A 23,342-nucleotide genomic window follows, 5' to 3' on the forward strand; every position below is an offset into this window, starting at 1 on the left:
GGCGCATTATCTCCTGCTTGTCTCACCCAATTCGTTACCATCATCACGAATACCAGTCTCGTTTAATGTTATGAAGTTACTATTGAGACAACGCTCACTGAAATTTTGATAAAAAAATACCAGCCCTGAGGCTGGTATTTCGATTTATGCAAACTGCACTAATTAAGCAACTTCGATCGGACCACCAAATGAAGTGACTGGCGGCACTTTACCTGTGAACTTCTCGAAGTCTACGATACATGTGTTCGCAGAAGTCGCCTGTGCTAGCTCAGAAGAACCGATGTCTTGCGTTAGCGTGTTAGGATCACCGTAGGTACAGATTGCGCCTTCTTTCTCGTTTAGAGGACCGTACCATGCACCTTCTTCGATACGAATAACGCCACGTGGGTAGCTGTCAGTCAAAACAGCACCAGCTAATAGCTGACCACGACCGTTGAATACGCGTACCAAGTCACCGTCTTTGATGCCTTTTGCTTTTGCATCGATTGGGTTGATGTAAACAGGCTCACGACCTTGCACCGCGTATGTCGCGCGGAACTCTTCAGACTCACACATTTGAGAGTGCAGACGCTTGTCTGGGTGACAAGACTGCAACCAGAATGGGTATTTGTCTGAACCAGGGCCACCGTGTGAACGCTCTGATTTTTCGAACCACATTGGGTGCTCTTGACAGTGTTCGTAACCGTAACGGCCGATCTTACGTGATGTAATCTCGATGAAGCCAGACGGTGTACCTAGAGGGTTAAGCTCAGGGTCTTTACGGAAGTCCGCGTGACGAACCCAAGGTTTACCTTCACCGAAGTCTAGTACGCTCTTCTCCCAGAACTCATTGAATTCTGGCATTTCGAACTTACCTTCGTTCGCTTTCTTACAATCGTTGTATAGGCTTTCGATCCACTCCATCTCGCTCATACCACGAGTGTATTCTTCGCGGCGACCAAAACGCTGAGTGAGTTCACTCATGATTTGGAAGTCAGGCTTAGATTGGAACAATGGATCAACTAGGCGATGCATCGCGATCAGACCTTTGTTCGAGTATGAACCGTACACGTCGATGTCGTTACGTTCCCATTGCGTACACGCCGGTAGAACGATGTCAGAGAAACGACATGTTGCAGTCCAAGCAAACTCGATCGTTACAACCGTTTGAAGTTTGCGGAACGCTTTCTTCATGCGGTTACGATCTTGATGGTGGTGCCATGGGTTACAACCCGAGATAACCATCATCTTGAAGTCTGGCAGTTTCACTTTACCGCCGTTGTAGTTGATCTCTTTGCCAGGTTCTAGCAGACAGTCGATCCAACGTGCAACTGGGATAGTACGACTGTAACCGTTAAAGTCGTTGTTGTCCCACTTCGGTTTCATACCTTGGTCAAGGTTACGAGGGAAACCACCAGGGCCCGCGAAACCAGTAGAAGGCACACCGATACTTGAGTAATGGTGACCGTAAGAGATACCACCGCCAGGTAGACCGATTTGACCAACCATTGCAGCAACCACAGCCGCTGCCCAGTATGGCTGCTCACCGTGCTCTTGACGCTGGATACACCAACCCATCAGGATCTGTGTACGACCGCTGACTAGCATGCGTGCGAATTCACGGATCTTGTCCGCTTTCACGCCACAAATCGCTGCTGCCCATTCAGGCGTCTTCTCTACTTTGTCTTTTGTCTTACCTTGAACGTATTGAATGAACTCTTCAAAGCCTAGACAGTAAGTATCAATGAATTTCTTATCGTACAGGTTTTCGTTGTACAACACGTGTGCCACAGCGAGCATGAACGCTACGTCTGTCAGCGGGTTGATGTACAAGTGATCGTTCTCTAAGTAGCGCTGAGTTTTGTTCTTCACTGGGTCTACAGATAGAACGTTGATCTCACCTTTCGCCACTTTTTCTTTTAGTTGTGCAAGGTACTTAAACGACTCATGCGTTTCACAGTTCCAACCTACTTGAAGGTTTTTCACTGGGTCGTTAGCCCAAAGAACGATGTTGTCAGAGTTTTCTAGGATCTCAGACCAAGACGTACCTTGTGCGTACACTTCGGTTGAACCTAGCACGTACGGCATAATGGTTTGACCTGCACCCGTCGAGTAGTCACCTACTTTAGTGATGAAGTTGCCATGCATACCTACTGCACGTTGCATGTGCGCAGTACAGTTGTTGAATGAACCCGTTTGGTTCCAACCTGTTTGACCTGCATGCAGCGCCCATGGGCCGTAGTCTTTTTGAATACGTTCTAGTTCGCGATAAAACAAATCTAGCGCTTCATCCCAAGTTACTCGGATGAAACGGTTGTTACCGCGAGTATCTGCGCTGTATTTGTGTTTCTTCAACCAATCTAGACGAACCATTGGGTAACGAACACGTGAAGGGCTGTAGATAATACCCTTAATGCCGTTCAACATTTCTGTTGGGTTTTTGTCTAGCTCTAGCGGCTTGATCTCTTGAACTTTACCCGCGTAGATGTGGGCGCGGAACGCGCCCCAGTGAGAACCGGTTACTTTCCAAGTACCTGTCGTCTCAACGGCATTTGCAGAGGCGGACGCCAATAAGCTAGGACCAATTACTGACGCTGCACTTGTGGTTGCTACACCTTTAAGAAAACTTCTTCGTGTAATAGCCATTTAAAATTACTCCAATCCGACGCTTATTAGTGGTGACCTTCAGCATAATCTGAAGAGTGTTTCTGTAGATACTTCAAGATCAGTGCTTCACTGTCTGTATCTAGGTTAACGAACGCCAACATACCGTCGAACATACCTGGCCAGGTGTTCGCGTCGAAGTGCGCTTCCGCAGGTTGAGTGTGACATACAGAACAATTGGTCTTGTAGGCTTCACGAGATTTTTCCCAAACAGGATTGATGTCGTTCAGCATAGACTCTTTCTTAATCCATACTTTCGCCGCTACTTTTTCCCAAGGAAGGCCTGTTAGCTCATCCACTTTTTTCTCACCAGTCGTCACAATGTTGCTGTCTGTTGCTGCTTCTTTCATCAGAGACGCAGTCGCAATGTTCTTACCGAAGTCTTCTTGAATTACACGACCAAAACCTTTTGCTTTGCGCCAACCGTCAATTTCGATCTCAACAAACTCGCCTTTGTCTTCAAGAACTTTAACGGTCGATGCAGGATTAAGAAGACCAGCTTCTTTACTGCCTTGCGCATCAAAGTAAATTGGTAGGTGACGAACGCTCACGAGTTGCTGACCAACGCCGTAATCCGTGTTAGAAGTCATACCCTCTAGATCACCCACGATACCGCCAATGCTGTCCATGCCTGCTGGTAGGTTGTGCGCAATACCCTTGTGACAGTCAACACAGCTTTGATCTTTCTCAGCGGCTTGCTTCATTTGGATACGAGCCGTAGGAGACATTTGCTCGAAATCCATCGATTCGTAGTTGTGACAGTTTTTACACTCCAGAGATTTGTTTGCCGAGAAACGATCCCATTCGTGTTTAGCAAGTTCGATACGACGCTCTTCGAACACACCCGGTTCGTCGTAGTTGCCAAATACTTGTGCAAATACTTCTTTAGAAGCTTGCATCTTACGAGCGATCTTATCTGTCCAGTTATGTGGAACGTGACAATCAGGACAGGTAGCACGAACACCAGAGTGGTTTTTCCAGTGCACCGTTTCTTGTAGCTCAACGTACACGTTGTCACGCATTGTGTGACAACTAATACAGAATTCTTCTGTGTTGGTTGCTTCTAGAGCGGTGTTAAAGCCACCCCAAAAGATAACACCAGCAATAAAGCCGCCCATAGTCAGCACACCTAGGCTGATATGTACAGCTGGGCGCGTCATGGTACGCCACAGTTTAATGATTAATGATTTCATTATTTGCTCTCTTAAAATCTTTTCAAAAGTGTGGTTATGAGCTCACTGGCTTACATGCCGTGCGCGCCTGGAGGCCCAAAGAAGAAGACTTGCAACATCCAAACGATGAACCCGTAGCCGCCAACAAAGGCCACACTCAGAATTGGGAAGAGAACAACTGCAATGAAGAGGAACGACTTCCACTCCAGGGAGCGTTTTTCACCACTCTCAATTTTATTAACATCACTCATACATTTGCCTATTTTGTATCTAGTGTTATTGAAAAGCCCGCGTAACCAAGCTTAAGTTTTTTACAATCTCTAATGGAAAATGTTAGACCATACTAATAGTAGGGTTCAATCAAATAAGCGACCTCAGACCTTGTAATTCAACACTTTTTTGAGCTCATCCAGAGATATGATGGATTGATGTTATTTATTAAAAAACATGAACAGATGTGACAAAATAAGTCTTTTAAGGAGTTGTTAAATAACCAACATTTAAGAAACATCGATCACATTTAAATCGTAATTACCATGCCATAAATCGACTTAAAAACTCCGAAAAAGATAACCGTTTGTAAACAAAATGCTGCGTATTAATGTCTAAAATAGCACTCAAGGTTTACTTTAAGAACAGCAAAAAGTGCACATAGTGGTTCATATAAAGGGGAGGCTTAGATACAATTATTCGCGTATTTTCAAGGAGCGATTATGGATAACGTGGTGGATATAAGCTGGGTCAAACTGGCACTGTTTGGTTTGATTTTATTGGTCCCCTTCTTTATCAATGCCCGCTACAAATTAGGGATAGCAAAAGACACCATAATCAGTGTTATCCGAATGACACTTCAGCTCATATTGATTGGCGTGTATTTAGAATATCTTTTTCAATTAAACAGCTTACTTGTCAATATACTTTGGCTTGCCATCATGCTACTGATTGGTGCCAGCTCAATTGCGGGAAAAGCTCACTTACCTAAAAAGCCACTTATGCTTCCGCTACTAACGGGCCTTACCTGTGGTCTAATACCACTTCTGATAGCAATTACAGCAGGCCTAGTGCAACCATCCCCTATTTACAATGCGCAGTACATGATCCCACTTGCTGGTATGTTATTGGGTAACAGCTTGAGTAGTAATATCATCGCTCTTCAGAATTTGTTTACGGCTTTTGAGCAGAGACAAGCAGAATATGAGGCTGCAATCTCACTTGGAGCCTCTCCTCGCTACGCATCCTTCCCCTTCATTCAAGAGGCTCTTAGAAAGTCCCTTGCCCCGACTTTAGCTTCTATGGCCACTACAGGACTGGTTACCTTACCGGGTATGATGACCGGTCAAATTCTAGGTGGCGCGAGCCCGATGGTTGCGATTAAATACCAGTTAGTAATTATGCTGGCTATTTTCGTCATGTTGAGTGCCTCCGTAACCATAACGTTAGAAATGACATTGCGCTGGGTACAAACCAAAGAAGGCCGAATCAAGATAAAAATCGAGCAACCCGAATCGACCAAAACTCACGGTTAGTTGGCGCTTGTGGGTAAAGCCCGTTAAACAACTTATGGTGCCAAGTCGAACGTACTTATAACTGAATAACTCAACTATTCTTCGAGCACTCATCAAGACGCTTTCAGATGAAAAGTCAGGCAGAATTCTTTTTGATATAAGCCTCTAATTTTATGAAATTTTCTTTGCAAGTTTAGATACGCACGACCTTTGATACAGGTTATCCACAGAAAATGTGGATAAGCCCCCAAAACACATACGCAACCAGAAACATAGCAACATAAGTGATCAATCGAATCGTCATGCATTGATCACGTGACTGACATGTTCTAATTTTATAGTAAAGGCAGTGACCACAAACTTGGAGAGACGTACATGGATGTCTTAATGATCAAAGAAAATTACGATGAACTCCTGTCCGATGCACCTCTGGATTGGCTAGTTCAAGAACCAAAGGAAGTAACTTCTCATTGGCTCCCAACCGATTTTGGCATCAACGAAGAGTTGATTTAGCATGACTCGACTTATTTGACATTTGCAGAGACAAATAAAAAGAAAGGCGAACCATCTGGTTCGCCTTTCTTGTGATCTTCTAAACTTATCGCAAATGGTTATCTTCATCGCGTAGATAAATCATCCAATACCACATGCCAACAAATACGCCACCACCAATAATGTTTCCTATCGTAACAGGAATTAGGTTGTTTACGATGAACCCCATCATGTTTAAGTCCGCGTAGTTTGCAATATCTGCCCCTGTCATTTGCCAAAACGCTTCTGGCGCAAAGTACTTAATACCAATCGCCATAGGTACTTGGAACATGTTCGCAATACAGTGCTCAAAACCTGCCGACACGAACATAGCCACAGGCAAAATCATGACCGCTATTTTATCTGTCAATGTTCGCCCACTAAACGTCATCCAAACTGCAATACAAACTAATACGTTACACATAATGCCAAGCGCAACAGCAGCAAAGAAACCATGATGTAATTTGTGTTGGGAGATCGCCATCGCGTTAAGACCAACTTGGCCATGATCAAACATATATTGCTTGGTAACTAGCATACAGGCCACGAGCAAAATGGCCCCAACCATATTGCCAAAGTAAACCACCAACCAGTTTTTGATAAGTGCTTGCCAAGAGATTTTTCCACTCGCACGCGCAACTAGTGTTAGCACAGAGCTAGTGAAAAGCTCGCCGCCAGTAACCACCACCAAAATCAAACCAAGGCTAAATGCCAGACCACCAATGAGTCGTGTAATGCCCCAAGGCAGCTCGCCTGCGCCTGTCGTTACTGTGGTATAGAAGATGAAAGCAATACCAATATGAAGCCCCGCAGAAATGGCGAGCAGAAAAGATTTGATTGGAGCTTTCGTTGCTTTGCCTACCCCCACTTCAGCCGCGCGTTCCGCAGCTTGTGGCGGTAATAGTGAGTCAAACTGATTAAAGTTCATTCTGGTGTAACATTTAGAAACATTTAAAGAGGCGCGGATAATCGCTCTATTTCCCTATTTTTTCAAGTGCTATTTGGCGTGTTTACTAAAATCGTTGTTATTGGGAGATCAAGCAATAAATAGCGCCTATCATTCGCTACCGTAAGTATCATTGATACTTAACAAGTATTCGGCCTTTCGAACAAAGATCCTGCGTTATATCAGCCTGATAGCGCCATACTTAACACTTCTTGTCGTTGAATGTTGCCCAACGCTACTTTTCAGACTAGCTTGGTAAAAAAAGCGCAAAGGAATCATTTATGAAATATTCAGCTGAACATATCGCCGAATTGAATCTACTTCTTCAGTTCGACCTAAGTAGTGCTGCAACTGGTATTAAAGTTCATACAGACGCGTCAGAAGAAATGCAGGCAGCCGTTGCTCGTCTATATAAGAAGCAACTTTGTACACAGCCTGACGGTGGTTATCTAACAGACGAAGGCATTGAAGTTGCAGAACATGCAGATAAGATTTTAAGAGTTTTGTCTGTGTAATTTGAACAAAAAACGCCACCGAACTCGGTGGCGTTTTTTAGTCCTATATTTTTCCTGTCGATGCCTGCGGCAATAATCGCTTTTTCATTTTGCTAAATGGTTGAACCTTGTCATACAACCAGTTAAAACCAGTAGCATAAAATAGGAAGAAAACGAGGAAGCCGGCTTCCAGCATCAGAGCTTGAAGAAGCGTAATTTCTAAGAACCAGGCAATCACAGGTAGAGAGATAAAGATCAATCCTCCCTCGAAACCAACAGTGTGTCCAAGCCGCATCGCTAAACTTCGCTCAGCTCGATTGCCACCAAACCACTTATCAAAGTACAAGTTGTAGATGTAGTTCCATATCACGGTATACATGCTCAACCCGACCCCAACCAACGCAAGATCACTAGAGCCCTTTCCAGTGATCAATGAAGCCGCTGGTACAATAATCGCGAGTGCGATTAACTCAAAAAGTACTGCATGAAAAATTCGTTCGTTACGAGTCATATTTCTCTGTCCAAATAGTTCTACTCAATGCTTAGAATTTTATCTATTATTTAGATAACCAAAAGTTAGATACCATCGGTTTAAGCGATATGTTTACCATCGAACAACTGCAAGCTTTTATTGCTACATCAGAAGCAGGATCATTTTCAGGAGCAGCTAGAAAACTGGGGCGAGCTCAATCTGTAGTGAGCCAGCACATCATGAATATGGAGATCGACTGTGGCGTTGAGCTTTTTGATCGATCAGGCAGGTACCCTAAATTAACTGAGAATGGCCTCGCGCTCGTACCTTATGCACAAGCAACAATCAGCCAACTCGACCGCCTAAACAATAGGGCATCGCAGCTCTTTTCCACGCCAACGAACAAATTAGTCTTAGCTATTGATGAAGGGATTCCTCTGACTCGCTTGCCGGATGTGCTAAAGAAGTTAGAGCAACGCTTTCCACACTTACAAGTTGAATGCTTAACGGCATCAAGCCCTGATATCATTGAATTGGTTAAGTCGGAACGCGCCACGACTGGGATTATTTTGAGTGATTTACAAATGCCAAGGCACATCGATTTCACCAATCTTGGCAATATTGCATTTGATGTCTATGTCTCTTCAACACATCCTTTAGCAAAGCAGCAAATCACTCACATTGATCAACTAAAACAACATCGTCAATTGGTCATACGATCCAAAAGTGCAGAGCCATGTGGTCTCAATCAAGCATTTAGCCCAGATATCTGGTACGCTGATAACTACTATATTTTGTTGGAATTGGCGAATAAAGGGTTTGGTTGGTGCTTTCTACCACAGCATTTAGTCGCGTATTCACCTAATACATTAAAAAAAGTTGGGGATGATTTCACAAAACTGGCTTGGCAAGTCAATGTTGACCTTATTCAGCACCAGAAATGGCATTCAGATCCCCTCCATCAACAAGCCAAAGCAGAACTGCTCAACCTATTCGGGCAGACATAAGTAAGTAGGAAGACCCAAATGGCAAATACATTGATCGTAGGTGCAGGCTGGCTCGGAACTCCGCTAGCAGAAACATTGATGAAAGATGGACACTATGTTGTTGTCACTCGTCGTAGCCAAACTCGATTAAAAGAGTTACCCACCTCATTAACTCACTCCGCATTGTTCGATTTCAATCAATTGAACGCCACAGCACGGCTAGATGAGCTGCTCAAACAGCATCAAATTACGCACGTTATCGGTGCTTTTCCTCCAGGATTTCGTAAAGGACGCGGTCAAGAATATGCACAGCAATGGCAAATACTTGCCAACGCAGCTAAGCAAAACAACGTTGAAAAACTTCTCATGATCAGCTCTACAACGGTTTACCCTAACCTTGCTTCCGATATGGAAGAAGCTGACGCGTCAATCTCTTTAGCAGCCGAAAGCCCTTATTTCTCTGACAATGCACGTATTATGCTTCAAGCAGAGCAGCATGTTATCGACTCGAATATTAGCTTTGTTATTCTACGTTGTAGCGGATTAATCGGGCCAGATAGACACCCATCTCGCTTTGCAGCAAGGCTTCAACAAGTTAGTCGTAAAGCACCAGCTAATATGCTTCATCAAGATGATGCTGTCTCGGCTGCGAAATTTGCCTTAGGCAATTTAAGCAACCAAGTCATTAATGTTACGACACCTCATACTGTCAGCAAGGCTGAGTTCTACCAAGCTGCCATAAACAAAATCGGAAGTGAGATACCTCTTCCACCCGTCACAGAGCAAGCTGACAAGCGTATTCTTGCTGACAAACTACTCTCACTTGGTTATCGATTTCACTTCAATTCAACTTTGGATGCGCTATGAGACTCTATAGACATATAGAAACGCTTTGGGATTACATGCAACTTAAACATGAACTGAAGCCTGCGGACTGTTTGTTTGTGATGTGCAGTAATGATGTGCGTGTAGCGGAGCACGCTGCCAAGCTCTACCACCAAAAGTTGGCACCTTTGATTGTATTTTCAGGGGGTGAAGGTCGCTTCACAGATGGACTGTTTGAAAAAAGCGAAGCAGAAACCTTTGCCGAGATTGCAAAGTTGTCGGGCGTTCCAAGCAAAGCAATTTTGCTCGAGACTAAATCCACAAACAGCGGAGAAAACGTCCGCTTTACTGAGCAACGATTAAAAGAGGAAGGAAAACAATGTTCCTCGTTTATTCTGGTACAAAAACCGTTTATGGAGCGTAGAGCAATCGCGACATTTGAAAAACAGTGGCAGTCACCCTACACTCAGCTCCAAGTAAGCTCTGCGGCTCTTCCATTTTTTGAATACATTAATGAAGACATGCCATTAATGATGGTGCTAGAAGCACTAATGGAAGATTTCTCTCGCGTAAAAAGCTATCCAGAGAAAGGATTTCAAACCGAGCAGAACATCCCTCAGCAAGTCGAATCTTCTTACCAGGTTTTACTCGAGCGGTTTGGTTTTGACTTAGTCTAACTTTTTCTAACCGACAACAAAAAGCCACCAAGTTCGGTGGCTTTTATGTATCAATACGGCTTATTTACCGAGCGCTTCTTTGTAATGTTGGCGGCATACGGAGACATACTTATCGTTACCGCCGATCGCAACTTGATCGCCTTCTTTAATTGCCACGCCGTGTTCATCGGTACGAATAACCATATTCGCTTTGCGGCCGCAATGGCAGATTGTTTTGAGCTCAACCAGCTTGTCCGCCCAAGATAATAGATACTTACTGCCTTCAAAAAGTTCGCCTAGAAAATCGGTGCGAAGGCCGTAACACAATACTGGAATATGCAACTTATCAACGACTTCAGTAAGTTGATAAACTTGTTCTTTCGACAAGAACTGACACTCATCAACAAGAATACAGTGACGTTTTTCAACCTCATTCAGAGCTGCGATCTCCTGATACAAATTGGTATCCTGACGAAATAAATGTGCGTCAGATTGAAGACCAATACGAGAGCTCACTTTACCGACACCAAAACGATCATCTAGCGCAGCCGTAAAAATAACTGGCGTCATGCCGCGTTCTTGATAGTTGAAAGAGGATTGAAGAAGCGTTGTTGATTTACCCGCATTCATTGCTGAGTAATAGAAATACATCTGAGCCACAGAGCATTACCTAAAGTTAAAGTTTTAATTTATGGAAATGGAAAATAAAAGGGCTGAATTATCAGCCCCTTAAAAATGAAAATTCAATTACTTACGACGCCACGTTGTGCCTTCTGGACCATCTTCCAGAACAATGCCCATTTCGGTCAGCTTGTCACGAGCCATATCTGCATTCGCCCAATCTTTCGCAGCACGAGAGTCGTTACGCAGCTTGATCAGAGCTTCGATTTCAGCCACTTCATCATCGTTACCCGCATCACCTTTTAGGAAGGCTTCAGGATCTTGGTGAAGAATACCGATCACGTCAGCTAGTTCACGCATTAGCGCACCGAGTTCGCTCGCTTTCTCTAGATTTTCTGTCTTCAGGCGGTTAACTTCGCGCGCCATGTCGAACAGAACTGAGTACGCTTCTGGTGTGTTGAAGTCATCGTTCATCGCTGCAGTGAAGCGAGATACGTATTCTTCACCACCAGCAGGCGCCGCGTTTAGGTCTAAACCACGTAGAGATGTGTACAGGCGCTCAAGCGAAGCACGTGCTTGGTTTAGGTTATCTTCGCTGTAGTTTAACTGGCTACGGTAGTGACCAGACATTAGGAAGTAACGCACTGTTTCAGCATCGTAGTGACCAAGAACGTCACGGATAGTAAAGAAGTTACCTAGAGATTTAGACATCTTCTCACGGTCTACCATTACCATGCCGCTGTGCATCCATGTGTTCACGTATTGTGTATCGTGTGCACAGCATGATTGCGCGATTTCATTTTCATGGTGTGGGAACTGAAGGTCAGAACCGCCGCCGTGAATGTCGAAGTGGTTACCTAGGATTGAAGAGTTCATTGCTGAACACTCAATGTGCCAACCTGGACGACCAGGACCCCATGGTGACTCCCACGTTGGTTCACCCGGCTTAGACATCTTCCAAAGTACAAAGTCTAGAGGGCTGCGTTTTGCTGTTTCGATATCAACGCGCGCGCCAGCTTGAAGCTGATCAAGGTCTTGCTTAGAAAGCTTGCCGTATTCGTTGAACTTACCCACTTCAAACATTACGTCACCGTTATCTGCAACGTATGCAAAACCGCGCTCGATTAGCTTCTCAACCAATTCGATGATTTCAGCAATAAACTGTGTCGCACGAGGTTCAACGTCCGGGCGTTTCATGTTCAGCGCATCAAAATCAGCGTGCATTTCACCAATCAAACGCTCAGTCAATGAATCGCAAGACTCACCATTTTCTGCGGCACGTTTGATGATCTTATCGTCGATATCTGTGATGTTACGTACAAACGTCAGATCGTAGCCCAAGTAGCGAAGGTAACGTGATACAACGTCAAAAGAGACGAAAGTACGACCGTGACCAATGTGACAGAGATCGTAGATGGTAACTCCACAGACATACATACCGACTTTGCCAGCTGTAATTGGTTTGAATTCCTCTTTCTGTCTTGTGAGTGTGTTATATATCTTTAACATGATCTCTATCTATGATTGTGAATGAATAAAAGAAGATGAGTATATCAACTCCAACCTAGTTAGGTAATAGCAATTAACCGATAAAACGATAATCGGCTAAACTTCAAGCACAAAACGAAGAATTTCCTCTTCCTGAGTTTTTAAAGCACTAGAACTTAGGCTAGAATCTCGGGCTCAACACAACACAGTAAAGGAAAGTAGCATGATCACCCTTCACACTAATTTTGGTGACATCAAGATTCAACTAAACGAAGAGAAAGCGCCAGAGACAAGCGCAAACTTCCTTCAGTACTGCCGCGACGGTTTCTACGACAACACGCTTTTCCACCGTGTTATTGACGGCTTCATGATCCAAGGTGGTGGTATGGAGTCTGGTCTACGTGAAAAAGCGACTCGTGCACCTATCAAGAACGAAGCAAACAACGGCCTAAGCAACAAAGTGGGTACACTTGCTATGGCACGTACTATGGAGCCGCATTCAGCAAGCTCTCAGTTCTTCATCAACGTAAACAACAACACATTCCTAGACTTCCGTAGCGAAAGCCTAGATGGTTGGGGTTACTGTGTGTTCGGTGAAGTAATCGAAGGCATGGACATCGTAAATAAGATCAAAGGCGTTAGCACTGGTTCTTACGGCATGCACCAAGACGTACCTCTAGAAGACGTAGTAATCACTGGTACAACAATTGAAGAGTAATTCTTAGGAATTATTTTTAAAAGATAAGTTAATGGGGAGGCATAGCTTCCCCTTATTTCTATGACGACATTATTTATTTCCGATCTTCACCTTACCCCATCACGTCCTGATATCACGGAATGTTTTGTGACGTTCATGCGAACAGAAGCAACAAAAGCTGATGCACTTTATGTACTCGGCGATCTGTTTGAGTTCTGGATTGGTGACGATGACAACACCCCTTTTGCAGACCAAATCCGTGCAGAATTTAAAGCACTGACGGATGCGGGTGTGCCAACTTTTTTCATCCAAGGCAATCGAGATTTTTTACTCGGCAAACGCTTTTGCAAAGAAACCGGTATGACATTACTCGACGATGTCTGCACGATTGATCTTTATGGTCAAAAAGCCGTAATCCTACATGGCGATACGCTCTGCATTGACGATGTGAAATACCAAGAGTTTAGAAAAACCGTTCACAAGCCATGGCTACAATGGTTGTTTAACCGTATTCCTTGGTTCATTAAGAAGAAAATTGTCTCAAAAGTTCAATCCGATATTCGTGATGATAAAATGAGCAAGTCATTAGATATCATGGACGTTAACCAAAATGAGGTCGAGAAAGTGATGTCTCAGAACTGCGTCAACATAATGATTCATGGTCACACACATCGCCCGAACACACATTTTTTTGACGTCGATGGCATTAAAAAGACCCGAATTGTTTTAGGGGATTGGTATACGCAAGGCTCAGTTTTAAAAGTAAATTCTGATAGTTTTGACCTGCAAACGAGACCGTTCATACAGAATTTGCGTTAAGCATGTAGAGCGTGTAGAAGATTCACGCTCAAGTCGTAGATATTTTGTAAAAAATCGCTATTATCATAATACTAAGTTAAACAGAACGAAGTACCTAATTGAAGTATTCTTACGTAGCTCGCCAACCGATTCTGGATAGAGAAAAACGAACCATAGGTTACGAACTCCTCTTTCGAGACGGCCCTAAAAATACCTTCCCTGAAGTAGAACCAGAGCTGGCTACTAGTCGACTGCTATCCGATCATTTTTTGTCGACGCATTACAACACATTAGGAAACAAACTTGGCTTTGTTAACTTTCCGCATCAAAGCTTGGTGAACTTGGTCCCAACTTTGTTTCCTAAAGAATCTCTCGTCATTGAAGTCCTTGAAGACTGCCAACCGACAGAAGAACTGTTAGAAGCCATCAAGCACCTTCATGAGTGCGGGTACAAAATTGCTCTGGATGATTTTGTTCCGACGAAAGCTTGGAAGCGTTTTCTTCCATACGTTTCCATGATCAAGTTTGATATTAGACTTGTGCCGATCAAGAAAGCTGCCATTTTTATTCAGGCGTTGAGCCCATTTAAAATCGACTTTCTTGCGGAAAAGGTAGAGACCTATGAAGAGTTTGAGCAAGCTCTAGAAGCCGGTTTTAACTATTTTCAAGGGTATTTTTTTAGCAAACCTGAGATGATCCAGAAAAAACGGTTGAACCCCGCGTTTCTTACCGTCATCCAACTTTGTAAAGAGATTGCAGATAAGCCCATCGACTTCAATGAGGTTGAACGTCTGTTTTCGATTGATGTGACGCTGTCATACAAGCTGCTTACTTACGTAAATTCAGGATATACATTAACGACTAAGATCAAATCGTTCAGACAGGCGCTTATTTATCTGGGTGAAGAGCGACTACGACGCTTTATTTCCTTAGTTGCAATTGCCTCCGTTCAAGAAGATAAACCTGACTCTCTTTACTCTTTAGCGATTCAGCGTGCACGAATGTGTGAACTGCTACTTAGTCAAATGAACACTAGGTATGACCCTGGGCAGGCTTTTTTGACAGGCATGTTTTCTTTGCTCGGATCTTTGCTCGATCAACCGCTCTCGGATGTCATTGAAGATATCCCCGTTGACGAAGATATAAAACTCGCATTAACCAGTCGAAAAGGCGTACTTGGTCACTTACTTTCGATGACGATCGCCTACGAACAAGCGGACTGGGAGTTAGCCGAGCGATATTGCACCGTTCTTAAATTAACCGAACCTCAATTAGCAGACGCTTTTAATCAATCGACGGAATGGGCTCAAGAACTGCTGTCTCAAACGCCCTAAACGGCTATAATGCCCCAAAGAATACCTGCGACCTCACTTATGTGGGGTTGTTTGTTTTTACCGCTTAATTAATCGAGATTTCATTTTATGGCTTCTTCTTGTCCTTGCGGCTCTAACCGCACCTACCAACAGTGTTGTGAAATTGCCCACAATAACCACGCTGACGTCACCACTCCGGAGCAGCTAATGCGCTCTCGTTACAGCGCGCATGTGTTAGGTCTAGTGGATTACGTGGTGAACACATACCACCCAAGCTGTAATGCAGAAGAGCAACGTGAAGGCATTGCCCAATCTATCGACAGCGATTGGTGCAAGCTTGAAGTTGTAAAAACAGAAGCTGGCAGTAATGACAATGAAGGCTTTGTAGAGTTTAGCGCTTATTTTGATGAAGACGGCAAACGCTACTGTATGACAGAGCGTTCTCGTTTCGTGAAAGAAAATGGGCTTTGGTACTACATTGACGGCACGTTTCCAGAAGAAGAGCTAGAAGAAGAACCAGAACAAGATCCTCGCCTAAACCAACCAGTGAGTAGCCTAAAAGTAGGTCGTAACGACCCGTGTATCTGTGGAAGCGGTAAGAAATTTAAGAAGTGTTGTGGGTAAGATCATCCACTCCTAGCTTATTGAGCTCGATTTAATTGGATTCTTGACTTCGCCTAGGTTCGTTGGAGTGACGTGAATATATGTACCTATTTGAAGTAAATAACTCTACTGCAAGTACCATTAGAAAATATACCGTCATTCTGAACAGCGAGGGACGAGCGTGATTCAGAATCTAATCGCCACCAGCACTGTTGCCGGTTTTTGCCCCGAATCAAGAACACTAAAGTAAAAAGCCCCTAGGCTCGAGAGCATAGGGGCTTTCACTTATCGCAAGCTTACTTATGACGCTCTTTCAGTTTGTTCACTACGTCATTCATCGATAAGCCTTGGTCTTGAAGCAATACCATTAAGTGATAAATCAAATCTGCAGATTCACACACTAACTCCGCCTTATCGCCCGACGTCGCCGCAAGCGCGACTTCAACGCCTTCTTCGCCCACTTTTTGCGAAATACGCTTGGTGCCACGGGCATAAAGACTGGCAGTATAAGAGGAATCTGGGTCGGCACTCTTGCGGGCAGCCAATAGCTGCTCAAGTTGATGAAGCCACACCATTTGTGACTCCTCTTGAGGGTCCACATCCCAGCAAGTTGTGTTACCCAAGTGACACGTAGGACCAATGGGATTCACTTTCACCAGTAGCGTATCGTTGTCGCAATCGAGCTGAATGTTCACTAGTTGCAATACGTTGCCGGAGGTCTCACCTTTCGTCCAAAGACGCTGCTTGGTACGAGAGAAAAACGTCACTTGACCTGTTTCGCCCGTTTTTGCCAACGCATCTTGGTTCATATAACCCATCATCAGCACTTGGCTTGATTGGAAATCTTGTACGATAGCAGGTACCAGACCATCCACCTTTTCCCAGTTGATTCGCTCAACTAGCGAACTTACTTCGGCGGCTTTCACACTCATAGTCGTACCTCAATGCCTTGTTGTTTCAAATACTGCTTTAGTTCACCAATATTGATGACTTGTTTGTGGAATACCGATGCGGCAAGCGCGCCATCCACATTTGCTTTTTGGTATGCTTCCGCAAAGTGCTCCATAGCACCTGCCCCACCCGATGCAATCAATGGCACGTTACACACTTCACGCACCATGTTAAGTTGTTCAATATCGTAACCGTTACGTACGCCGTCTTGGTTCATCATGTTCAGTACGATTTCACCAGCGCCACGCTTTTGTACTTCTTGCACCCAATCACGTGTTTCCCATTGAGTTGCTTTGGTGCGTTCTTCATCGCCAGTAAACTGGTAAACCTGATACTTGCCTGTCTCTTTGTCGTAGTATGAATCGATACCAACGACGATACATTGCACACCAAACTTATCAGCAAGGTCAGTAATCAGTTGCGGGTTAGCCAATGCAGGTGAGTTAATAGACACTTTGTCTGCACCAAACTCAAGAATGCGCGCTGCATCTTCCGCTGATTTAATACCACCAGCGACACAGAAGGGAATATCAATCACTTCAGCAACGCGAGCGACCCAACTTTTGTCAACGACACGCCCATCACTTGAAGCGGTAATATCGTAGAACACAAGCTCGTCAGCGCCTTCTTCCGCATAACGCTGCGCCAGAGGAACGATGTCGCCAATGATTTCGTGGTTGCGGAACTGGACGCCCTTCACCACTTGTCCATCACGAACATCAAGACATGGAATTATTCGCTTTGCCAGCATGCAAATGCCTCCTCTGCTGTGAATTTACCATCTAACAGCGCACGACCAACAATCACACCAGCCACACCGCTGCCTTTTAGCGCTTCGATATCTGCTAATGAGCCAATGCCACCTGAAGATTGAAACTGCACTTGTGGGTACTGTTTACATAGGTCGACATAAAGCTCTACGTTTGAGCCTTCTAGCGTACCGTCACGAGAAATGTCCGTACAAAGCACGTGCTGCAAACCTACCGTCAGGTAATCGTTGATCAGAGCTTCGATAGTCACGCCTGAATCTTCTTGCCAACCAGAAATCGCTACTTTACGTGTGCCGTCTTGATCGATGTTGATGTCTAGCGCGAGAACGATTTTCTCTGCACCGTATTTTTCCATCCAACCTTTCACAAGCTCTGGCTGTTTTACTGCTGTTGAGCCAACGACAACACGCTGAGCCCCCGCTTCTAGCAGCTCAATCACGTCTTGCTCTGTGCGCACTCCGCCACCGATTTGGATGTTCGCTGGCGTGCTTGCTAGTAGCTTTGCAATTAAATCAAGTTGACGTGCTGTCGTGTCTTTCGCGCCAGTTAAATCCACCAAGTGCAGCCAGTTAGCACCAGCTTGGTGGTACAAGTTGAACTGCTCTGCTGGGTCGACTTTGTACTCAGTTACTTGGCCGTAATCACCTTGATAAAGGCGAACCACCTGTCCTTCAATTAAATCAAGAGCTGGAATAATCACACTAAATCCCTTTTATAATTCTAAGAAGTTTTGAATAAGCTTCGCGCCCGCTTTTGAAGAACGCTCAGGGTGGAATTGCACGCCGTAATAGTTACCGCTTTGTACTGCTGCTGTGAACGGGTTGCCGTATTCACATTCCGCAATCGTGTAATCCCCAACAGGCATCGCAAAGCTGTGCACGAAGTAGAAATACTCTCCTTCTTCAATATCTTTGAAAAGTGGATTACCTGCTTTTGCAGAGACCGTGTTCCACCCCATATGCGGCAACGGCAAATCGCCAGTTTGTAGTAGCTTCACTTCGCCATCACAAAGTCCAAGACACTCAACTAACTCGTCGGCTTTCTGCCCTTTCTCTTGAGACACTTTGCCCAACAGTTGCATGCCTAAACAGATACCTAGTAATGGCTTTTCTACCTGTTTTACCAAGCTGATCAGATCGCGCTCTTCTAGGTTCTTCATCGCTTCGCTGGCGGTTCCCACACCCGGTAGGAATAGCTTATCTGCGGATAATACGACTTGCGGATCTTTTGAAATCGTTACGTCATAGCCTAGGCGTTCAATGGCAAACTTCACCGAAGAAACGTTGGCACAGCCAGTATCGATAATGACAACTTTCTGTTCTGTCACTGTTTTTCTCCTTGCTAAAGTTAGCCTTAAAGCACGCCTTTACTACTTGGTAGCTCAGTGCCTTCTACTTTGATTGCTTGGCGCAAAGTACGACCAAACGCTTTAAACAAGCTTTCAATGATGTGGTGATCATTGTTGCCCGCAGAAGACAGGTGCAACGTACACGCTAATGTGTCAGTCAGAGAGCGGAAGAAGTGAACCACCATCTCTGTTGAAAGATCACCCACTTGCTCACGACTAAACTGCGCGTCGAACTTAAGGTAAGGACGACCTGATAGGTCTAGTGCGCATTGCGCCAAACACTCATCCATTGGCAAGCTAAAGCCAAAGCGACCAATACCACGCTTGTCACCCAGTGCTTCTTTCAACGCTTGACCCAACGCAAGAGCGGTATCTTCTACTGTGTGGTGATCATCAATGTGCAGGTCACCTTCCACTTTGCACACCATTTGGAATCCACCGTGCGTCGCAATTTGATCCAGCATGTGGTCAAAAAAGCCAAGACCTGTAGAAATATCGTTACCGCCTTGCTCGTCAAGATTAACGAATACTTTAATGTCTGTTTCTTTTGTGGTGCGAACCACTTCAGCAACGCGAGCCTTCACCGTGAGATCTTTTAGGATCTGTTTCCAACCCATGGTTTCTGGGTTGTATTGAATGCCACGAATTGCCATGTTTTCTGCAAGTTGAAGATCGGTTTGACGATCGCCAATCACAACAGAGTTTTGAAAATCCACTTTGCCACCTTGAAGGTACTCTTTTACCAAGCCCAATTTAGGCTTACGGCAAGAGCAGTTATCTTCATCGAAGTGAGGACAAATCAGCACATCATCAAACTTCACACCTTGAGATTCAAAGATCTCCATCATCATGTTGTGTGGTGCATCAAAATCAGCTTGTGGGTAGCTGTCGGTACCCAAACCATCTTGGTTCGTGACCATCACTAGACGGTATCCTGCATCCTGCAACGACAGCAGGCTTGGGATAACAAATGGTTCCAGTTTTAGTTTATCTAAACGGTCTACTTGAAAATCAATCGGCGGCTCGACAATTAAGGTGCCATCACGATCAATAAAAAGGATTTTTTGTTGTTTGCTCACTCGAACTTCCTTATTGCTATTCTTTTGGCGCTCCCGCTATTGAGCGAGAGCGATAAATTCTGTCTCTATTTATGCGTAGTAGTTTCTGATAAATCCAAGCGTTTTTTCGCACTCGTCACGGTTACCCACACTGATACGCACACAGTTTTCAATTGGCGAGTTACGCAAAATAATGCCCGTATCCCAAGCCGCTTTGAAAAGGTCATCGCCATCTGGGAATTTCACCAATAGGTAGTTCCCCCACCCTTCAAACACTTCCAAACCCGGAATCATTGAAAGGCCAACTTGCAAGTAAGCACGGTTTGCATTCAAATCGAGAACTTGAAACTTCGCTCGTGCTAAACCAGCTTCCGAAAGCGCCTGAGTCGCAATTTCTGCCACTGGAACTGGGACTGGGTAAGGTGCGATAACTTTAAGAAGTACATTAATAAGCTCTTCGTTCGCAAGCGTAAATCCACAACGCAGACCTGCAAGCGCAAAAGCTTTCGACAGAGTACGCAGAATCGCAAGATTCGGGTATTGCGCCAGTAGGTCTACCGTTGACGCTTCTGGACAAAAATCGATGTACGCTTCATCCATCACCACGATTGCACGGTCTTTTGTCATCTCAAGCAGAGACACAATGTCCTCACGCTTAACCAAGTTACCCGTTGGGTTGTTTGGCGAACATACAAAAACCAGTTTCACGTTATCCAGATTAGCTTCGATGCCTGCAAGGTCTAGTTGCCAATCTGACGTTAGCGGCACGGTTTTGCGCTCTACACCGATGGTTTCTGCACTGATGGCGTACATACCGTAAGTTGGTGGGCAGTAAAGAATCGCATCTTCACCCGGCTCACAGAATGCACGAATTAATAACTCAATACCTTCGTCTGCGCCGCGAGAAGTCAGTGTTTGTTCTGGTTTCACACCCGCATACGCTGCGTAAGCGGAAATCAGTTCTTTCGGTTGGCATTCGCTGTAACGATTAAGACGAGCAAAGTCTGTTTTGTATTCATTGTTAAATGGTGATTCGTTGGCATTTAGCCATACGTCACCCGTACCACCGATTCGGCGAGCCGACATATAAGGGGTAAGCTGTTGGACTTGTTTACGCGCTAGCTTTTCCATCTCATTACTCTCTTATTCTTACTTACTTGCTAATTTTTCTACGCGGATAGTAACAGCACGTTTGTGAGCGTCCAGACCTTCCGCTTCAGCCATCGTGACTACCGTTGGTGCAAGGTTCTTTAAACCATCAGCAGAAAGCTCCTGAACCGTCATTCGTTTAGAGAAATCCGCCAAACCTAAGCTTGAATAAGTACGTGTGTAACCGTAAGTAGGAAGGACGTGGTTAGTCCCCGATGCGTAATCTCCCGCAGATTCAGGCGACCAATCCCCAAGGAAGATAGAGCCTGCATTATCAAGTAGAGGTAGAAGCTCACGAGGGTTCTTAGTCTGAACAATCAAGTGCTCAGGACCGTAGTAATTGGAAATAGAAACTGACTGCGTCATCGACTCGGAAATAATGATCAAGCTTGATGCCAGAGCCTTTTCTGCGATGTCTGCACGAGATAGCTCCTTAAGCTGACGTTGAACCGCATCCGTCACTTGATCAGCAATCACAGGAGAAGGAGTCACCAATACCACTTGAGAATCAGGACCGTGTTCTGCTTGGCTCAAAAGATCCGCAGCGATAAAGTCTGGATCTGCGGTTTCATCGGCAATCACAAGAACTTCTGATGGCCCTGCTGGCATATCAATCGCAGCACCGCGGAAATCATTGCTAACCTGTCGTTTTGCTTCGGTCACGTAAGCGTTGCCCGGACCAAAGATCTTATCTACTTTCGATACAGTCTCGGTGCCATAAGCCATTGCAGCAACTGCTTGGCCACCACCGACGTTATACACCTCATCAATGCCACACAGTTTCGCGACATAAAGGATCTCATCAGCGATTGGGGGTGGAGAACAAAGAACGACTTTACGACAACCTGCAATTTTTGCAGGAACGCCGAGCATCAAAACAGTCGATGGCAAAGGCGCACTGCCACCAGGAATGTACAAACCCACTTTTTGAATTGGACGTGTTACTTGTTCACAAAGAACACCTGGCTGCGTTTCCACCTTGATCGGTTGCGGCTTTTGCGCTTTGTGGAACTTAGAAATATTGGCGTAAGCTTGCTCTAGTGCGCTCTTCATTGACTCTGACAAACGCTCTGACGCTGCCTTAATTTCCTGAGAAGAAACACGAATGGATTCAGGCTTAACACGGTCAAACTTTTCTGTCAGCTCAATAAGAGCAGAGTCACCTTCTTCTCGAACTTTAGCAATAACTTCGGCCACAGCAGTGGTGATATTGGCACCTTCTGCAATAGCAGGGCGCTCCAAAATAGAGTCTTGCTGATTCTCACTTAATGATTGCCAAACGACTGTTCTCATGATGCTTACTCCATCATTTTTTCAATTGGTAGAACGAGAATTGAACTTGCGCCCAACTCTTTCAGCTGTTCCATTGTTTCCCAGAATAGGTTTTCAGAACTCACTAAGTGAACAGCCATTTTCTGCTTATCTGCAGAAAGAGGAAGAACAGTTGGGTCTTCAGCACCTGGCAGTAGTGCTTTAATTTGATCTAACTTCTCTGCTGGGGCGTGAAGCATAATGTACTTAGATTCTTTCGCTTGCTGCACGCCTTGCATGCGAGTTAACAGCTTTTCGATTAGCGCCACTTTGTCTGCGTCGAACTCACCTGTGCGTTGAATCAATGTCGCTTTTGATTTGAAGATAATTTCAGCTTCTTTAAGGCCGTTCGCTTCCAGTGTTGCACCTGTAGAAACCAAATCAGCGATAGCATCAGCGAGACCCGCGCGAGGCGCAACTTCTACAGAGCCTGTCAGCATACATGTAGAGAATGGAACGCCGGCTTCATCCATGTACGCTTTTAGAAGTTGAGGATACGTTGTAGCAATACGCTTGCCAGCTAAGTCTTGTGGACCGTTGTACTCTTCGTCCTTGTCGATTGCGATAGATAAACGACAGCCACCAAAATCAAGTCGACGAAGCTGAACAAACTCGCAGGGTTCACCTAATGCTTTGCGGTCAAGGCGAACTTCTTCTAGTTCATTTTCGCCAATAAAGCCAAGGTCAACCACGCCATCCATAATTAAACCTGGGATGTCGTCGTCACGAACCAAGAGTAAATCAATTGGCATATTTTCAGAATGGACAACTAAACGCTCGCCCATTACGTTGAACTTTACGCCGCACTGTTTTAGTAGAGCTTGACTCTCTTTGCTAAGACGACCTTTTTTCTGAATTGCGATTCTTAAACGTTGTGTTTGCATTGCTTTGTCCCTATGCAAGATTTTGATATCTAAGTATTTTTCAAACTAATAAAACTAAAAAACCCTCGGGAGATTGAAGTCTCCCGAGGGTTTAAAATCTGCTTTTACTTTGATTTTACCT

At 44.7% G+C, this 23,342-nt stretch carries 25 protein-coding genes and 1 other annotated feature (1 of these 26 only partly in view); of the genes, 10 read left to right on the top strand and 15 right to left on the bottom strand.

The features are described from left to right. Positions 1-162: 162 nt before the first annotated feature. Genes torA through torE form a run of 3 tightly spaced genes read right to left on the bottom strand, consistent with a single transcriptional unit; the run spans position 163 to position 4,066 of the window. On the bottom strand, positions 163-2,625 hold the full coding sequence (gene torA, locus R7127_RS06495) for a trimethylamine-N-oxide reductase TorA (RefSeq protein WP_172563319.1): 2,463 nt from the start codon (positions 2,623-2,625) through the stop codon (positions 163-165). Positions 2,626-2,651: 26 nt separating this feature from the next. Further along, positions 2,652-3,836 carry a pentaheme c-type cytochrome TorC gene (gene torC, locus R7127_RS06500; protein ID WP_005378139.1) on the bottom strand — a complete coding sequence of 395 codons (1,185 nt, stop codon included), beginning with the start codon at positions 3,834-3,836 and terminating at the stop codon, positions 2,652-2,654. Positions 3,837-3,886: 50 nt separating this feature from the next. Continuing rightward, positions 3,887-4,066, bottom strand: a complete 180-nt coding sequence (gene torE / locus R7127_RS06505) for a trimethylamine N-oxide reductase system protein TorE (RefSeq protein ID WP_005378141.1) — start codon at positions 4,064-4,066, stop codon at positions 3,887-3,889. 462 nt (positions 4,067-4,528) lie between these two features. On the opposite strand from torE, the gene R7127_RS06510 reads away from it, so the two are divergent. Next, the gene (locus R7127_RS06510; protein ID WP_017634681.1) at positions 4,529-5,341 is read left to right on the top strand and encodes an ABC transporter permease; all 813 of its coding nucleotides are present in this window, start codon (positions 4,529-4,531) and stop codon (positions 5,339-5,341) included. 366 nt (positions 5,342-5,707) lie between these two features. Beyond that, entirely contained in the window at positions 5,708-5,833 is a 126-nt protein-coding gene (locus R7127_RS06515) for a hypothetical protein (protein ID WP_254903806.1), read from the top strand. 85 nt (positions 5,834-5,918) lie between these two features. Here the strand turns inward: R7127_RS06515 and focA are convergent, their stop codons facing one another. Further along, the gene (gene focA, locus R7127_RS06520) at positions 5,919-6,779 is read right to left on the bottom strand and encodes a formate transporter FocA (protein ID WP_005378146.1); all 861 of its coding nucleotides are present in this window, start codon (positions 6,777-6,779) and stop codon (positions 5,919-5,921) included. Positions 6,780-7,078: 299 nt separating this feature from the next. Here focA and R7127_RS06525 point away from each other — a divergent pair, with 299 nt between their 5' ends. Then, complete coding sequence (locus R7127_RS06525) at positions 7,079-7,312, top strand: TIGR02647 family protein (protein WP_005387662.1); 234 nt, start codon at positions 7,079-7,081, stop codon at positions 7,310-7,312. A gap of 43 nt (positions 7,313-7,355) precedes the next feature. On the opposite strand, the gene R7127_RS06530 is transcribed toward R7127_RS06525, so the two are convergent. Beyond that, the gene (locus R7127_RS06530) at positions 7,356-7,802 is read right to left on the bottom strand and encodes a PACE efflux transporter (RefSeq protein WP_005378150.1); all 447 of its coding nucleotides are present in this window, start codon (positions 7,800-7,802) and stop codon (positions 7,356-7,358) included. A gap of 89 nt (positions 7,803-7,891) precedes the next feature. On the opposite strand from R7127_RS06530, the gene R7127_RS06535 reads away from it, so the two are divergent. The 3 genes from R7127_RS06535 to R7127_RS06545 are packed head-to-tail and all read left to right on the top strand — an operon-like array spanning position 7,892 to position 10,251. Continuing rightward, entirely contained in the window at positions 7,892-8,770 is an 879-nt protein-coding gene (locus R7127_RS06535) for a LysR family transcriptional regulator (RefSeq protein WP_005378151.1), read from the top strand. Between the two features lie 18 nt (positions 8,771-8,788). After that, on the top strand, positions 8,789-9,616 hold the full coding sequence (locus R7127_RS06540; RefSeq protein ID WP_017634682.1) for an NAD-dependent epimerase/dehydratase family protein: 828 nt from the start codon (positions 8,789-8,791) through the stop codon (positions 9,614-9,616). Continuing rightward, complete coding sequence (locus tag R7127_RS06545) at positions 9,613-10,251, top strand: YdcF family protein (protein WP_017821723.1); 639 nt, start codon at positions 9,613-9,615, stop codon at positions 10,249-10,251. The genes R7127_RS06540 and R7127_RS06545 overlap by 4 nt, the downstream gene beginning before the upstream one ends. A 60-nt stretch (positions 10,252-10,311) precedes the next feature. Here R7127_RS06545 and R7127_RS06550 read toward each other — a convergent pair whose 3' ends face one another. Together R7127_RS06550 and cysS are read right to left on the bottom strand one after the other, a co-directional pair. Next, positions 10,312-10,890 (bottom strand): thymidine kinase, encoded by a 579-nt coding sequence (locus R7127_RS06550; protein ID WP_005378154.1) that lies wholly within the window; start codon positions 10,888-10,890, stop codon positions 10,312-10,314. Between the two features lie 87 nt (positions 10,891-10,977). After that, on the bottom strand, positions 10,978-12,360 hold the full coding sequence (cysS, locus tag R7127_RS06555) for a cysteine--tRNA ligase (protein WP_005378155.1): 1,383 nt from the start codon (positions 12,358-12,360) through the stop codon (positions 10,978-10,980). A gap of 202 nt (positions 12,361-12,562) precedes the next feature. Here cysS and R7127_RS06560 point away from each other — a divergent pair, with 202 nt between their 5' ends. The 4 genes from R7127_RS06560 (at position 12,563) to R7127_RS06575 (ending at position 15,771) form a co-directional block, all read left to right on the top strand. Continuing rightward, positions 12,563-13,057 carry a peptidylprolyl isomerase gene (locus tag R7127_RS06560; RefSeq protein ID WP_005378156.1) on the top strand — a complete coding sequence of 165 codons (495 nt, stop codon included), beginning with the start codon at positions 12,563-12,565 and terminating at the stop codon, positions 13,055-13,057. Between the two features lie 60 nt (positions 13,058-13,117). Further along, positions 13,118-13,855, top strand: a complete 738-nt coding sequence (lpxH, locus tag R7127_RS06565; protein ID WP_005378157.1) for a UDP-2,3-diacylglucosamine diphosphatase — start codon at positions 13,118-13,120, stop codon at positions 13,853-13,855. A 98-nt stretch (positions 13,856-13,953) separates the two neighbouring features. Further along, positions 13,954-15,168: an EAL and HDOD domain-containing protein gene (locus R7127_RS06570; RefSeq protein ID WP_017821720.1), complete on the top strand. Its 1,215-nt coding sequence runs from the start codon at positions 13,954-13,956 to the stop codon at positions 15,166-15,168. An 87-nt stretch (positions 15,169-15,255) separates the two neighbouring features. Further along, entirely contained in the window at positions 15,256-15,771 is a 516-nt protein-coding gene (locus R7127_RS06575; RefSeq protein ID WP_031812834.1) for a YchJ family protein, read from the top strand. Positions 15,772-16,046: 275 nt separating this feature from the next. Here R7127_RS06575 and hisIE read toward each other — a convergent pair whose 3' ends face one another. The 8 genes from hisIE to hisG form a co-directional block, all read right to left on the bottom strand. Beyond that, positions 16,047-16,682 (bottom strand): bifunctional phosphoribosyl-AMP cyclohydrolase/phosphoribosyl-ATP diphosphatase HisIE, encoded by a 636-nt coding sequence (hisIE, locus tag R7127_RS06580; RefSeq protein ID WP_053307441.1) that lies wholly within the window; start codon positions 16,680-16,682, stop codon positions 16,047-16,049. Next, positions 16,679-17,452: an imidazole glycerol phosphate synthase subunit HisF gene (hisF, locus tag R7127_RS06585; RefSeq protein WP_004749837.1), complete on the bottom strand. Its 774-nt coding sequence runs from the start codon at positions 17,450-17,452 to the stop codon at positions 16,679-16,681. Before hisF ends, hisIE begins: the two co-directional genes overlap by 4 nt. After that, the gene (hisA, locus tag R7127_RS06590) at positions 17,434-18,171 is read right to left on the bottom strand and encodes a 1-(5-phosphoribosyl)-5-[(5-phosphoribosylamino)methylideneamino]imidazole-4-carboxamide isomerase (RefSeq protein WP_053307442.1); all 738 of its coding nucleotides are present in this window, start codon (positions 18,169-18,171) and stop codon (positions 17,434-17,436) included. Before hisA ends, hisF begins: the two co-directional genes overlap by 19 nt. Before the next feature lie 12 nt (positions 18,172-18,183). After that, on the bottom strand, positions 18,184-18,798 hold the full coding sequence (gene hisH, locus R7127_RS06595; RefSeq protein ID WP_017821716.1) for an imidazole glycerol phosphate synthase subunit HisH: 615 nt from the start codon (positions 18,796-18,798) through the stop codon (positions 18,184-18,186). A gap of 26 nt (positions 18,799-18,824) precedes the next feature. Then, positions 18,825-19,898 carry a bifunctional histidinol-phosphatase/imidazoleglycerol-phosphate dehydratase HisB gene (gene hisB, locus R7127_RS06600; RefSeq protein WP_005389832.1) on the bottom strand — a complete coding sequence of 358 codons (1,074 nt, stop codon included), beginning with the start codon at positions 19,896-19,898 and terminating at the stop codon, positions 18,825-18,827. Between the two features lie 69 nt (positions 19,899-19,967). Next, on the bottom strand, positions 19,968-21,008 hold the full coding sequence (hisC, locus tag R7127_RS06605) for a histidinol-phosphate transaminase (protein WP_017634689.1): 1,041 nt from the start codon (positions 21,006-21,008) through the stop codon (positions 19,968-19,970). An 18-nt stretch (positions 21,009-21,026) separates the two neighbouring features. Continuing rightward, the gene (gene hisD, locus R7127_RS06610; RefSeq protein ID WP_172563320.1) at positions 21,027-22,319 is read right to left on the bottom strand and encodes a histidinol dehydrogenase; all 1,293 of its coding nucleotides are present in this window, start codon (positions 22,317-22,319) and stop codon (positions 21,027-21,029) included. A gap of 5 nt (positions 22,320-22,324) precedes the next feature. After that, the gene (gene hisG, locus R7127_RS06615) at positions 22,325-23,221 is read right to left on the bottom strand and encodes an ATP phosphoribosyltransferase (protein WP_005378180.1); all 897 of its coding nucleotides are present in this window, start codon (positions 23,219-23,221) and stop codon (positions 22,325-22,327) included. A 53-nt stretch (positions 23,222-23,274) separates the two neighbouring features. Next, positions 23,275-23,342 (bottom strand) — a sequence feature (His leader region); it runs 70 nt beyond the window's last position.

Origin of the sequence: Vibrio sp. 1159 (assembly GCF_033340395.1) — a bacterium.
Lineage (GTDB): Bacteria > Pseudomonadota > Gammaproteobacteria > Enterobacterales > Vibrionaceae > Vibrio > Vibrio alginolyticus.